The 12,638-nt window shown below is 68.5% G+C and carries 10 protein-coding genes and 1 pseudogene; 2 read left to right on the top strand and 9 right to left on the bottom strand.

What is annotated here, in order from left to right; translation table 11 throughout:
* Positions 1-59: 59 nt before the first annotated feature.
* The 7 genes from F792_RS0108070 to F792_RS0108040 are packed head-to-tail and all read right to left on the bottom strand — an operon-like array spanning position 60 to position 6,544.
* Positions 60-2,465, bottom strand: coding sequence for an MMPL family transporter (locus F792_RS0108070; RefSeq protein WP_018169139.1), 2,406 nt, complete (start codon positions 2,463-2,465; stop codon positions 60-62).
* 3 nt (positions 2,466-2,468) lie between these two features.
* Complete coding sequence (locus F792_RS0108065) at positions 2,469-3,014, bottom strand: LolA-related protein (protein WP_026305932.1); 546 nt, start codon at positions 3,012-3,014, stop codon at positions 2,469-2,471.
* Between the two features lie 58 nt (positions 3,015-3,072).
* Positions 3,073-3,972: a lipid A biosynthesis acyltransferase gene (locus F792_RS0108060; RefSeq protein ID WP_018169137.1), complete on the bottom strand. Its 900-nt coding sequence runs from the start codon at positions 3,970-3,972 to the stop codon at positions 3,073-3,075.
* Complete coding sequence (locus F792_RS0108055; protein ID WP_018145364.1) at positions 3,969-4,301, bottom strand: hypothetical protein; 333 nt, start codon at positions 4,299-4,301, stop codon at positions 3,969-3,971. Before F792_RS0108055 ends, F792_RS0108060 begins: the two co-directional genes overlap by 4 nt.
* A gap of 13 nt (positions 4,302-4,314) precedes the next feature.
* Entirely contained in the window at positions 4,315-5,664 is a 1,350-nt protein-coding gene (locus F792_RS0108050) for an AMP-binding protein (protein WP_018169136.1), read from the bottom strand.
* On the bottom strand, positions 5,661-6,275 hold the full coding sequence (locus F792_RS0108045; RefSeq protein WP_018169135.1) for a hypothetical protein: 615 nt from the start codon (positions 6,273-6,275) through the stop codon (positions 5,661-5,663). The genes F792_RS0108050 and F792_RS0108045 overlap by 4 nt, the downstream gene beginning before the upstream one ends.
* Positions 6,272-6,544 (bottom strand): phosphopantetheine-binding protein, encoded by a 273-nt coding sequence (locus F792_RS0108040; RefSeq protein ID WP_026182088.1) that lies wholly within the window; start codon positions 6,542-6,544, stop codon positions 6,272-6,274. The genes F792_RS0108045 and F792_RS0108040 overlap by 4 nt, the downstream gene beginning before the upstream one ends.
* Before the next feature lie 220 nt (positions 6,545-6,764).
* Here F792_RS0108040 and F792_RS0108035 point away from each other — a divergent pair, with 220 nt between their 5' ends.
* Positions 6,765-8,078 carry an NAD(P)/FAD-dependent oxidoreductase gene (locus F792_RS0108035; RefSeq protein ID WP_018169134.1) on the top strand — a complete coding sequence of 438 codons (1,314 nt, stop codon included), beginning with the start codon at positions 6,765-6,767 and terminating at the stop codon, positions 8,076-8,078.
* A gap of 10 nt (positions 8,079-8,088) precedes the next feature.
* Positions 8,089-8,763 (top strand): YdcF family protein, encoded by a 675-nt coding sequence (locus F792_RS0108030; protein ID WP_026305931.1) that lies wholly within the window; start codon positions 8,089-8,091, stop codon positions 8,761-8,763.
* A 143-nt stretch (positions 8,764-8,906) separates the two neighbouring features.
* On the opposite strand, the gene F792_RS0108020 is transcribed toward F792_RS0108030, so the two are convergent.
* Together F792_RS0108020 and F792_RS15000 are read right to left on the bottom strand one after the other, a co-directional pair.
* On the bottom strand, positions 8,907-11,684 hold the full coding sequence (locus F792_RS0108020) for a valine--tRNA ligase (RefSeq protein WP_018169132.1): 2,778 nt from the start codon (positions 11,682-11,684) through the stop codon (positions 8,907-8,909).
* A 306-nt stretch (positions 11,685-11,990) separates the two neighbouring features.
* A pseudogene (locus tag F792_RS15000) lies at positions 11,991-12,249 on the bottom strand (hypothetical protein).
* Positions 12,250-12,638: the final 389 nt, after the last annotated feature.

The raw sequence follows: 12,638 nt of genomic DNA, 5'->3' as shown, positions 1-12,638 counted from the left end.
GTATCTGCGGGTTGTGGCCGGAGGGGGTTCCGGGTGGATTGGGCCAGTTCGGCGTTGCTTCAGGCAGTTTGCCGGCGGCTGGCCTCGGGGGCCAGCAGGGCCGCTGCGAGGAAGGAAAATACCACGCCCAGCACTACCGTGAGGCCCATGGCCTGCAAGACCGGAAGACTGGAAAGGGCCAACAGACCGAACACCACCAGCGTGGACAGTGCGCACACGCTGACCGAGCGCAGGTTGCGCAGGCGCGCCGCGGCATCCCGCAGCGGGCGGCTGAAGAACACGGCGTAATCCAGGCACAGCCCGGTGATCAGCAGCATCGCGATCAGGTGGAACAGCGACAGCTGGATGCCCAGCAGGATCAGTGTGGCCAGGGTCAGCAGCAACCCGGTGCCCACCGCGGTGAGGATGCGCAGGCTGCGTCCCGGCGCCCGGGTGACGGCCAGCAGCAGGAGGGCCACCGCGACCATTCCCAGCGCGAGCCGGTGCAGGGCCTCGACGCGAAAGCCGATCACCAGTTCTTCGGAGGCGCGGAAGAAGTCGATGTGGCGGATACCCACCCCGTCCAGTTCCGGCACGCTGGCCAGAGGTGCGTCTTCGGCCCAGCGGGTCAGGGCATCGGGGTCATGGACGCCCTGCAAGCGCACCCAGGCGATCCAGCCAGTGCCGTCATCGCGGGGCTGGAGCAGGGGTTCCAGGGCATTGCGCAGCGGCCCGTCGGGAAGGCCCTCGGGTTCCAGCAGGTCTTGCTGACGGGCCGTCTGGATGTCGTTCACGAAGGGCTCGAAGGCCCCGTCGCGGAACCCCAACCCTGCGCCCGCCACCTCCAGGCGTTCGCGCAGGGTATCGGGTTCCGGCAACGCGGCTTGACGCTCGCGCTGCAGTGCCCGGCTGGGCAGGACGTTCGCGGCATGGCCGAAGCCGTCCAGGGCCCCGGTCTCGCGCAGGGCCTCCAGGCCCGGTGTCAGGGCCTCGCTGGCGCGCAGGGCCTGTTCCGGCGTGTCGGCGCTGACCAGCAGGGCATGGCGGACGTCCGGCAGCCCCAGGGCGCTGCGCAGGTCCTGGTCGAGCGCAATCTGGTCCTCCGGTACCGGGTGCAGGGCGGACAGGCGATCCTCCCAGGGGAAGGGGTCGGCAGTCGCGACCACGGCGATCGCGGCCAGGGCCAGCAGGGCGAGGCCCCAGCGCGCGATGGCGGGGGGCTGGGCGAGACCCGTGGGCAGGGGCAGGCGCAGCGGCGGCAGGCCCTCGCGCTGCAAGCGGGTGGGGACCAGCGTTGGCAGGATCCAGCGGGTGACCACGGCGGCCACGGCCACGCCAGTCAATACGAACAGCCCGAGCTGGGCCATGCCGGAGAACCCGGTCATTGCCATCAGGGCATACACCAGTACCGTGCTGCCGGCTCCCAGGGCAATGGCGGGCCACAGCTCGCGCGCGACCTGCGGGAGGCGCCCGCCGTCGGCCCGTCCGTCGCCGGACGGTTCACCATCGCCTCGTTGCGCATGGGCGAACAGGTGCAGCGGGTAGTCGAGGGCGATGCCCAGCACGGTGATGCCGAAGGCCAGCGCGATCCCGTGCAGATGTCCGAAGACCAGCGTAACCACGGCCGCGGCGATCAGGATGCCGCTGGCCAGTGGCACGGCCGCCAGCCAGACCGGGTGCGGATGGCGGAACACCGCCAGCAGCAGGAGCGCCAGCGCGACGCTGGCCCCCGCGGTGATCCAGGTGACCTCGCCGCGGATGGTGGCGCGGGAGTCCACCGCGATCACCGCCGGGCCGGCAATCTGCAGCTGAAGATCCGGTTCGGCGAGGTCGCTGAAGGCCGCGTGCGTGCGTTCGATCAGGGCGGCCTGGGCATCCAGGTCCATGCCGTCGGCCGTGCTCCGCAGCACCAGCAGGGCCCGTCCCCGGTCGGGGGTGACCCAGACGCCTTCGGCGCCGGTCGTCGCCTGGCCACCGGTGGCGGCGAGCTGCTCCAGGACGACCCGGACCTCCGCGGTGGGGTCACGCGGGATCAGTTCCCGTGGCAGTTCCGGGACGGCGCTGGCGAGGTCGTCGCGGCGGGCCTCCAGGTGTTCGCTCAGGCGGTCCTGGCTGAAGTGTTCGGCATCGACCCGGGGGCTTAGCAGGTAGCGATGCTCGATCAGGAAATCCAGCGCCGGGTCGTCGGGGTCGAGGCGGCCGTTGTGGATGCCGGCAACATCGGGGGCATCGTCCAGGGCCGCGACCAGTGCATCACTGGCTGCCGCCCGCTCGCGGGCCTCGCCACCGGCGATGGCCAGCAGCAGCATGCGTCCGGCGGGGCCGGCCCCGGGGTCCAGGGCGATCCCGTCCGTGCTGACCGGGTCCGGGGCAAAGCCCTGCAGGTCGGTGACCAGTTCGCCGCGCAGGGTCAGCGTCAGCGTGGCCAGGAGCAGGGCGGCCAGCCAGAGCGTCAGGGCAACGCGGGAGGGGTGGCGGCGCAGCAAGGACTAGTCCGCGTACTGTGGCGGTTCGAAGCGCATGCGACTGTGGTGGCCGCCAGCCTCGATGGTGACCAGTTCGTGCAGTTCGCCGCCGGCGCCTCTCAGGGTCAGTTCGGGGACCATGCGGCGCAGGGCACGATCCCGCGGGACGAGCGCGAGGGTCCAGGCGTCGATGTCCCCCGATACGCCGATCTCGAAGTCGGCCTCCAGGGTCTCGCGGTCGCCGGTCAGCAGGGCGCGGAACAACCCGGCCAGGGTGGCCAGGGCGGGCTGTTCGTTGAGGTCGATCTCGCGGCTGGAGCCGCGACGTTCCAGGGTGAGGGTGTCACCCTCGATGTGCACGGTCTCGCCACGCGGGCCGTCGACCTGGCGGGTAAGGGTATCGGGGGGCTCGAAGGCCAGGGAGCCCGAGCGGGTCTCCGGGAATTCCAGCATCGGGTCGTCGCGGCGCTCTTCGAACGCGAGGGTCGCCGCGCGCTCGGTGGTCAGGGCTTTGAGCAAGGCGCCGAGGGTGTCGTTGGCCAGGGCCGAAACAGGGACGAGAAGACCCAAGGCCAGGATCAGCGTGATGCCGGACTGGCGGATACGCGGGCCAAAGCCGTGGCCTCGCCTATTTGGATGCATCGTCCCAGAAGTCATAGAAATTGAACCAGTTGTAAGGGGCCTCGCGCACCCGCGCCTCGAGGCGATCGGCGTAGCGCTGTACCCAGTGTGCCAGGGCTGCATCGCGCTGCCCGCGTGGGGCCTCGATGGTCTCGGCGAAGGGTTCAAAGACGATATCGTAGCGGTTGCCCCCGCGATAGAGCCCGAAGCACAGGATCACCGGGACCTTGAGCACCGCGGCCAGCAGCAGCGGCCCTTGCGGGAACAGCGCGGTGTCGCCGAGGAAGTTGCAGGCGACCATCTTGTCACTCTCGGCGACGCGGTCGCCCAGCGTTGCGATCAGCTCGCCGCGATCCAGGCACTCGCGGGCCTGGATCAGGGTCTCGGTACGCCCCAGCGGGATCACCGACGCGGCGACCTCGGGGTTCAGGGCCTCCAGGACCTGGGTGATGCTCTGGTTGTGGTCGTTGTACATCAGGACCTTGACCGGAAAGTCGTACTTGCCTACCGCCAGCGCCCGCAAGGCCTCGAAGCTGCCCAGGTGCGCGCCCAGCAGGATCGCGCCGCGGCCACTGTCCACGTGTTCCAGGAAGGTCTCGCGGTTGTGTACCTGGATGTCCAGACAGGCGTCCTTGCCGGCGAGCAGGAAGACGCGGTCGAGGATGACCGCCGCAAAGCAGTGCAGGTGCCGGGCCAAATCGCCCAGGCGCGGTTCGCGCCCCAGGACCCGGCGCAGGTAGTTGCGACTGTGGCGGCGCGACTGCGGTGCGAACAGCAGGAAGTAGGCCGTGATCGGGTAGAGCAGGGTGCGGCTGGCGCGGCGCCCGAGATTCAGGGCCACCCAGAGGATGATGCGCAGGGCCAGGGGCGAGCCCCGTTCCGCCTGCTGAAACCAGCCGCGGCTCATGCGTCCGCGGTGTCGTGAGTCGTGATCAGTTGGCCGGCACAGAAGGTGACGGGGGCCTCGCCATCCGCCGCGAGTACGCGGAAGGCCTGACGGCCGCCGTGTCCGGGCGGATCGATCTCGACCCGGAATGCCGTCTCGGGTCCCAGGGGTGCAAGGAACTTGACCTGGGGGAGGGCCTCGACCGGCCCGAGACCGTGGGCGTGGGCCACCGCCGCGACCTGGTCGAGGATGACCACGCCGGGCACCACCGGGTGACCGGGGAAGTGCCCGGGCAGGGATGGGTGACCGGCCCCGATGCGGCGAATGGTGGACTGGATGAGGGTCTGCATCAGGGCGGGCGGCTCAGGCGCACTGGCCGTGATGGGCGAGCAGGTCCAGCAGGATCTGGCGTGGCAGCTTGCCGGTGGCCGAACGCGGCAGATGATCGACGCGGACCAGCGGGCGCGGCAGGAACAGCGGGTCCATGCACTCGGCCAGTGCAGCCTGGATTTCGGCCGCGCTGCGATCCGGTGCCACCACCAGGGCGGCCAGCCGGGTCACGCCGTGCGTGTCCTGATCGGTGCCCGGCGGAATGAACACCCCGTCGAGCACCCCGGGGATTGCGTTGAGTCGGCGGTTGAGATCGGCCAGGGAGGCGCGTTTGCCGGCGATGTTCAGTTGATCGGCCAGGCGCCCCTCCATGCGGAAGTGGCTGACGTCCCGGACCTCGATGTGGTCCGGAAGCGGGACCGCTTCGGGGTGCTGGGGTCCCTGGACGCGCGCGAGGCCGTCGTCATTGCGATGCAGTTGCACCCCGGGGTAGGCCGTCCAGTCGGATTCGCGGGTGGTGCGGCGGGTTGCAATGGCGCCGGCCTCGGTGCAACCGTAGATCTCGTCCAGGCGGCAGCCGAACACCCGTTCGGCCTGGCCGGCCGTTTCCGGGTCCAGGGGCGCGGTCGCGCAGAGGATGCGTTCCGGGGTCGGCCACTCCAGCCCCGCACGCAGGCAGGCGCTCAGATGAAAAGGTGTGGTTACCAGAACGGCCGGGGTGCAGTCCGCCAGTGCGGCACGGATGTCCTCGGGGTAGAACGGGCGTCCGGCGAGCAGGGTGGCGTGCCCCAGCAGGGCGTACAGGAGCGTGGACTCCAGGCCGTACATGTGCTGCGGCGGGACCGTGCCGATCAGGGTCGGTCCGGAGCCATCCACCAGATCGAAGCATTCCAGCGCCTGCCAGGTGACAGCATGCAGGGCCTCCCAGGTCCGCGCATGGGCCGTGGGGGTGCCGGTGCTGCCGGAGGAGAAGGCCAGAACGGCGGTCTGGTCGGCGGGGATCTCGGGGATCGCCCCGGTGGCCTCGCCGGCTGCGCCGCAGGCGGACACCCGCAGGATCGGGATTGCGATCTCGGCATCCGGGCCGTCGACCAGGGCAGGCGCGTCCGGGTATTGGCTGGCGATCTCGGCCAGGGTGGTGCTCCCGCGGTTCGGGGGCAGCAGATTGACCTGGCCGCGCAGCAGAATGGCGGCAAAGGCGACCGCGAAGTGGTAGCGGTCCTGGCACAGGTTGAAGGCCGCCCGCGCCTGCGGCAGGCGTGCGGCCAGCGCCTGTGCGTCGGCGAGGAAGGCGGCACGCGAGATCGCCCGGTCGCCGATGCGCGCCAGCGGGGCAGGCGTGTCGGCGATCAGTGGTCGAGTGACCTGCGGGGTATCTGTCACGGGTGCCTCAGCATCCGGTGGTGATCGACCCGCGCCAGCTCCATCAGATAGGCCAGGAAGCCGTTGTGCGGCTCGTCGCGCAGGAGCCAGCGGCGCAGCGGATACTCCAGCAGGAACAGGCCGGCCAGAAAAAGGTAGTTGATCCCGTTGGCAAACAGGGCCCAGGTGGTGGCGGTGGCGAACAGCGCCAGCCAGGCGGACACGATCGCCAGTCCGGCACACAGCAGGGCCCAGGTAATGGTGAGGTTGCGGGTGTAGCGGTGCACCGCGGCGGTGTCGGAGGCCCCCATGGCCAGGGCGTAGCGCGTGATCAGCGGGGTAGAGTCGCTGCGTAGCGAACGCGCGAACAGAAGCGACAAGAGCCCCATGATGAGCACCGGCAAAGCATACAGCAGCCAGGTGGCCATCCCGCCGAGGAGCAACAGGCTTATGCCCACGGCCAGGCTCGCGGCCAGCACGCCACGTCCGGTGGTGGCCAGCGAGGCCCATGCAGCCACCAGGATCAGGCTGGCCAGGATCGCCAGCGGCACCAGCGGGATCTCGAAGGTCACGCCGAGGACGACCGCGACCGGATAACTCAGGGCCACGCAGGCGGCGAGTGGGGTGTTCACGACGTGGCTCGGTTGGCCTCGATATGGGCGCTCAGCGCCCGCAAGGACGCGAAGATCTCGCGGTTGTTTTCGTCGTCCGACCGGATCTGGACGCCGTAGGCGCGGGAGATGGCCAGGGCCAGCTCCAGGGCATCGATGGAATCCAGCCCCAGTCCTTCACGGAACAGCGCATCTTCCGGCTCGATCTCCTCCGGCGCGACCTCCTCCAGATTAAGGCTGTCCACGATCAGTTGAGCGACTTCCTGTTCGAACGCTGTTTGTGATGGCACGTGTTCCCCCGGTGCAGTGATGTGCGCATTTTGTGATCGCCTCCGAACTTGCCGTTCGCGCGAGGGTCACCCTGCTGTGGGCGCCGATGATACCCACACCCGAGGGGCCGTGGTACCCTCGCGACCAGACCGGGTCGCCTTTCTGGGGTTGCGGGCGGGCAAGCGGAGACGTGATTTGATACAACCGGGACAGGAAGCCGTAACCGACGGGCGCTGCCAGGTGGTGGTGATCGGAGGAGGCCCCGCCGGCTCCACGGTGGCCTCCCGACTGGCGCAGAAGGGGCGCGACGTGGTGCTGCTGGAAAAGGCCCGGCATCCGCGCTTCCACATCGGCGAATCCCTGCTGCCGATGAATATGCCGTTGTTCGAGGAACTGGGCGTGGCCGAGGCCATCGCGGCAATCGGCATCCCCAAGCACGGGGCCGAGTTCACCATCCCCGAGGCGCCCGACGCGCCGCGAACCTATTACTTCGAGCGTGCCCTGAACGACGACACACCCGCGTCGGCATGCGAGGTGCGGCGTTCGGAGTTCGACCACCTGTTGCTGGAAAACAGCGCCCGCCTGGGTGTGCGGGTGCTGGAAGAGGTCACCGTCTTCGATGTCGCCCTGGCCGATCCCGCCAAGGGCGGGACCCAGCAGGTCACCGCGCGCGATGCATCCGGCAACACGCTGGAGTTCGAGGCCGATTTCGTGGTCGACGCCTCCGGTCGCGATACCTTCCTGGCGCGCCGTCTGGGCCTGAAGGCGCGCAACCCGGAACACAACAGCGCCGCGATCTTCGGGCACTTCAACAACGTGCCGCGGCGTGCCGGGCGCGATGCCGGCAACATCAGTATCTACTGGTTCCAGCACGGCTGGATCTGGATGATCCCGTTGCGCGACGGGGCGATGAGCGTGGGCGCGGTCTGTTTTCCCGAATACCTGAAGACGCGCAAGACCAAGCCCGAGACGTTCCTGTGGGACACGCTGAAGCTCTGCCCGCCGGCCTTCGAGCGCATGCAGGGCGCGGAGCTGGCCGGCCCGGTCAACGCCACCGGCAATTTCTCCTACCGCTCCAGTCAGGCCCACGGCCCGGGTTATCTGCTGGTCGGCGATGCGTTCACCTTTGTCGACCCGGTGTTCTCCAGCGGGGTCTATATCGCGATGTCGGGGGGCTTCCGCGCCGCCGATGCGGTGGATCGCTGCCTGGAGCATCCGGCGCGCTCCGCACGCTATCTGCGTGCTTTTGAGCGCGACGTGCGCCGTGGCGTCCGCCGTTTCTCCTGGTTGATCTACCGCTTCAACAGCCCGGTGATGCGCAAGCTGTTCATGGGTCCGCGCAATACCTTCGGGATGGAGCAGGCGGTGATCTCGCTGCTGGCCGGGGATGTCTACCGCAATACCCGTGTGCAGTGGTCCCTGCGCGCCTTCAAGACGGTGTACTACGTGCAGATGGCGCTGAACCTGCCGCGGGCCCTGGCCTTCTGGGCGCGGCGCCGGCGCAACGCGCGGCTGCACTTCACCGGCGGCACCACGCCCGAAGACGAGGCCTGAGAAGGCTCCCGTGGACGAGGTGCGCGTCGGACTGGGTCGCATCGGGCCGGACGGCCTGGCGACCTTTGCGCTGTCGAATCTGATCATCCTGGCCACCGGCGGCTTGTCCTGGCTGGCGCTGTGGCTCTACACCGTGCACTGGTCGCGGCGGCGGCGCTGCCCCGGGCGCGGGGACTGCATCCTGGTGCTGGGGCAGCAGCTGGAGTCGGGCGCGCCCGGTCCGGGCTACCGCCTGCGCCTGCTGCGTGCCGTGCGTCTGGCGCGCCGGAACCCCGATGCCCGGATCTTGGTGCTGGGCGGGCAGACCTCCGTCGGGGCTCCCAGCGAGGCCGCCGCGGGCGCGGCCTTTCTGCAACACCACGGGATCGCGGCGACGCGCATCCGTACCGAAGACGCCTCGCGGCATACGCTGGAGAATCTGCGCAATGCGCGCGATCTGCTGACGGCGACGGCGGAGGCCGGTGATGCGCCCCTGGTGCTGGTGACCAGTCGCTTTCATCTCGCCCGGGCGGTTGCCATCGCGCGCGGCATGGGATTGCGCGTCTGCCCCTGTCCGGCGGAGCCGGGCTCCACCGTATCGGCGGCGCGACTGGCGCGCGAATGCTGGATGCTGCACTGGTACCACACCGGCCGCACGCTGGCGCGCCTGATCCGCCACCGGGGCATGCTCGAACGGATCAGTTGATGTTCTTCAAGCGCGAAGCGCACGAAGACACGAAGGCGGGCAAGAGCGATCAGCGTCTTGTTAGACCCACGAGCCAAGACCCTTCCCGTCTCCCGTAAATGCTTTTCCGGTCTTTTGCGTGTGCCTCGTGGTGAACAGCGCCCTCACATCGCGCGGATGCGTTCGCGCTGGGCGGCCAGCTGGTCGCGGGTGGCGTGCATCTCGGCGACGCGGTCGCGTTCCTTCTGCACCACCTCGGCCGGGGCGCGGTCGACGAAGCTCGCGTTGGAAAGCCGCTGCTCGCTCTGTTCGAGGTTCTTGTCGAGCTTGCCGATTTCCTTGTCCAGGCGTGCGAGCTCGGCGTCCTTGTCGATCAGCCCGGCCAGCGGAATCAGCAGCTGCATGTCGTCGACCAGGGCCATCGCCGATTCCGGGGCCTCGTCGGCCGTGTCCAGCCAGGTGACGCTCTCGGGCTTGGCGAGGAACTCCAGCAGGCCGCGGTGGCGGGTGTAGCGCTCCTGGTCGGCGTCGGTCCAGTTCTTTACCAGCACCGGCAGCGGTTTGGCGGGGGCGATGTCCATCTCCGCGCGGATGCGGCGCAGCCCGGTGATGAAGTCCTTGACCCAGTCGAGCTCGGCCGTGGCGGTCGCGTCACGCGGGAAGCCGTCGCGGCCGGGCCAGGGGCGCTGCACCAGGAATTCGATGTCATCCGTGATGCCGGCATGCGGTTTCACACTGGTCCAGATGGCCTCGGTGATGAACGGGGTCACCGGGTGCAGCAGGCGCAGCAGGGCTTCGAGCACGGTGACCAGGGTATTGCGCGTGGCGCGCTTGACCGCCTCCGGCGTGGCGTCGTCGTTCAGCACCGGCTTGGTCAGCTCCAGGTACCAGTCGCAGTAGTCGTGCCAGGTGAACTCGTAGAGCGTCTGCGCGGCGAGGTCGAAGCGGTAGGCATCGAGCTGCGCCGTGGCGGTCGCGGCGGTGGCGGCCAGGCGGTCAAGGATCCAGCGATCGGCCAGCGTGCGGTGCTCCGCGGTATCGGCCGCGGCGGAGCAGTCGTGGCCCTCGACGTTCATCAGCACGAAGCGCGAGGCGTTCCACAGCTTGTTGCAGAAGTTGCGGTAGCCCTCGATGCGGCCGAGGTCGAACTTGATATCGCGCCCGGTGGTGGCGAGTGCCGCCAGGGTGAAGCGCAGGGCATCGGTGCCAAAGGCGGGGAAGCCGTCGGGGAAGGCCTTGCGCGTGGCCTTTTCGATCTTCTGCGCCATCTGCGGCTGCATCAGGCCGCGGGTGCGTTTGGCCACCAGGTCGTCGGCGCTGATGCCGTCAATGAGATCGATCGGGTCGATCACGTTGCCCTTGGACTTGGACATCTTCTGGCCTTCCGAGTCGCGGATCAGGCCGGTGACGTAGACCTCGCGGAAGGGGACATCGCCCATGAAGTGCTCGCCCATCATGATCATGCGGGCGACCCAGAAGAAGATGATGTCGAAGCCGGTGACCAGCACGCTGGTCGGGTAGAAATCCTTCAGTTCCTGCGTCTGCTCCGGCCAGCCGAGGGTGGAGAACGGCCACAGCGCCGAGCTGAACCAGGTGTCCAGCACGTCTTCGTCCTGTTCGAGCACCACGTCCGCGCTCAGGCCGTGCTTTGCGCGCACCTCGTCCTCGGAGCGCCCGACGTACACGTTGCCGTCGGTGTCGTACCAGGCCGGGATGCGGTGGCCCCACCAGATCTGGCGCGAGATGCACCAGTCCTCGATGTTGCGCATCCACTCGAAGTAGGTCTTCGACCAGTTTTCCGGCACGAAGCGGATGCGGCCGTCCTCCACTGCCTTGATCGCCGGTTCGGCCAGCGGGCCGGCCTTCACGTACCACTGGTCGGTCAGATAAGGCTCGACCACGGTGCCGGAGCGGTCGCCGCGCGGGACCATCAGCTTGTGGTCGTCGATCTTTTCGAGCAGTCCTTCTGTATCCAGGTCGCCGACAACCTTCTGCCGGGCCTGGTAGCGGTCCAGCCCGCGATAGGCGGCCGGCACGTTGTCGTTCATGCAGGCGTCGATGGTCAGGATGTTGATCACCGGCAGGTCGTGGCGCTGCCCCATCGCGTAGTCGTTGAAGTCGTGCGCCGGGGTGATTTTCACGCAGCCGGAGCCGAACTCGGCCTCGACGTAGTCGTCGGCGATGATCGGGATCTCGCGCCCGACCAGCGGCAGCCGGATGGTCTTGCCGATCAGGTGCTGGTAGCGCTCGTCCTCCGGATGCACCGCGACGGCGGTGTCGCCCAGCATGGTCTCCGGGCGGGTGGTCGCGACGGTCAGGTGCCCGGAGCCGTCCGCCAGCGGGTAGCGGAAGTGCCACAGGTGGCCGACCTCTTCCTCGGACAGGACCTCGAGATCGGAGAGCGCGGTGTGCAGCACCGGGTCCCAGTTGACCAGGCGCTTCCCGCGGTAGATCAGGCCCTCCTCGTGCAGGCGCACGAAGACCTCGCGCACCGCGTCGGACAGCCCTTCGTCCATGGTGAAGCGCTCGCGCGACCAGTCCATGGAATCGCCCAGGCGGCGCATCTGGCGGGTGATGGTGCCGCCGGATTCGGCCTTCCAGTCCCAGACTGCCTCGAGGAATTTCTCGCGCCCGAGGTCGTGGCGGCCCTTGCCGTAGGCGGCCAGCTGGCGTTCGACGACCATCTGGGTGGCGATCCCGGCGTGGTCGGTGCCGCCCTGCCACAGGGTGCGGTCGCCGTGCATCCGCCGGTAGCGGATCAGGGTGTCCATCAGGGTGTGCTGGAAGGCATGCCCCATGTGCAGGGTGCCGGTCACGTTCGGTGGCGGCAGCAGGATGCAGTAGTTGGCCTCGCCCGTCGCCGGCGGCGCGAAGACGTTCGCGCCCTCCCAGCGGTCGTACTGGGTCTGTTCGATGCTTTTCGGGTCGAAGCTCTTGTCCATGATCGCGGGCGCGCTCGGGTCGGAGTGTGGGGAAAGCCGCGCATTATAACGGCGCGGCGCGCTGGCCGCCCGGGGGATATGCCGTTGGCCGGCTGTCTGCCGTGCAGGCTGGCCCTGGTTCGTCATCCGGTGTTTACGGTGGCTTCGGTCCGCATACTGCCAGGCGCTGACTCGCCAGCGCGCCGCGAGGTACTTTCTTGCTTGCCCAAGAAAGTACCCAAAGAAGGGCCCCCGGATTCCGCCCGGGAACCTCGCTCCGGACGCGCTGGGCCGGCGGCGCTGAACTCGCTGCGCCTGCGGCTTCGCTCAGACATCCAGCGCCTTCTCCCGGCCCATCACGCCCTCCGCGAGGGGCTTCATACGGGAGGAGAAGGTCAAAACAGACGGTATCCCGTAGGGTGCGGTTGAGCGCAGCGAAACGCACCGTTCCCCACGCCGTGCGACACCCTGATGCGATTCGCTACGCTCATCGGCATCCTACGCCCCCCGGCGCCCGCTTCGCGGGCGCGGCACGCAACGGCCAGGGGCCGAGCGTGCCCAGGATGTTCGAAGACCTAGTCTTTATCCATGAGCACAATTGTCAGGCCAGCCGTTGTTTGACCTACCTCCCCGTTGTCGTCGCGCCGAGTGGAGAGGCTTTTCGCGGGACGATTCTAAATAGACACGGGGCGCTGGATGTCTGAGCGGAGCCGCAGGCGCAGCGAGTTCAGCGCCGCCCGCGAAAAGCCTCGGAGCGAGGGAAACCTGTGCCCCGACAGACGGTTTGAGACGTGGGACTTTGTGGGAAGTGGTTGGATGAAATGGGCTGGAATGGCTCTGTGATGCGGCTTTGAGGGGCGGTTATGGGGTCGATTCGGGACGGGGTGCGCGACAGGTGGTTTGATACCGGTTTCGGCATAAAGGGCCGAAAACGCGTCACGGGAGTGATATAGGTTCTGGGTTCCAGTTCTGGTC

This window comes from Thioalkalivibrio sp. ALMg9 (assembly GCF_000380625.1).
In the GTDB taxonomy this organism is placed as follows: domain Bacteria; phylum Pseudomonadota; class Gammaproteobacteria; order Ectothiorhodospirales; family Ectothiorhodospiraceae; genus Thioalkalivibrio; species Thioalkalivibrio versutus.
The sequence above is the reverse complement of the archived record's forward strand: the minus strand, read 5'-3'. Positions and strand labels throughout refer to the sequence as shown.